This is a genomic window from Kitasatospora sp. MBT66, from assembly GCF_000710405.2.
Lineage (GTDB): Bacteria > Actinomycetota > Actinomycetes > Streptomycetales > Streptomycetaceae > Kitasatospora > Kitasatospora purpeofusca.
The window spans coordinates 529,388-529,897 of the sequence record NZ_JAIY01000004.1; the positions used below are offsets into that span (position 1 = coordinate 529,388).

General features: G+C 71.4%; 1 protein-coding gene. It reads left to right on the forward strand.

Features of this window, described 5'->3' with window-relative positions; translation table 11 throughout:
* Positions 1-303: 303 nt before the first annotated feature.
* Positions 304-510, forward strand: a 207-nt coding sequence (locus BI06_RS53300; RefSeq protein WP_043466894.1) for a class II fructose-bisphosphate aldolase, incomplete at its 3' end; no start/stop codon positions are given.

Sequence of the window (510 nt, forward strand, 5' to 3'; positions counted from 1 at the left end):
TTCGTCGCACGTCACCGCCGCCCCCGGGGCGCGGCCCCGGGAACGGCGGCTGCCAGGGGCGGCCGTCCCGACTGGCGGGCCGCATGGTGGAGGCGGTGGGCATTCTGGGAAGATGGCACCGGCGACCGGCCCGCGGTGGCGAACACCCTCATCGCCGCTCCGCGGCCGCTGCCTCTGACCTCGGTACCGGTCAAGCCGCACGCAGAGCCGCGCACCGGCCCCGGTACCCCGGAGTCGTCACCAGGCGTACACAGCGTCGGACAGCACCGTCCGTACGCCGCACACCGACAGGAGCGGATTCGCATGCCCATCGCAACTCCCGAGATCTACAACGAGATGCTGGACCGGGCCAAGGCGGGCAAGTTCGCCTACCCGGCGATCAACGTGACCTCCTCGCAGACCCTGCACGCCGCGCTGCGCGGTTTCGCCGAGGCCGAGAGCGACGGCATCATCCAGATCTCGACCGGCGGCGCGGAGTTCCTGGGCGGCCAGCACAACAAGGACATGGTG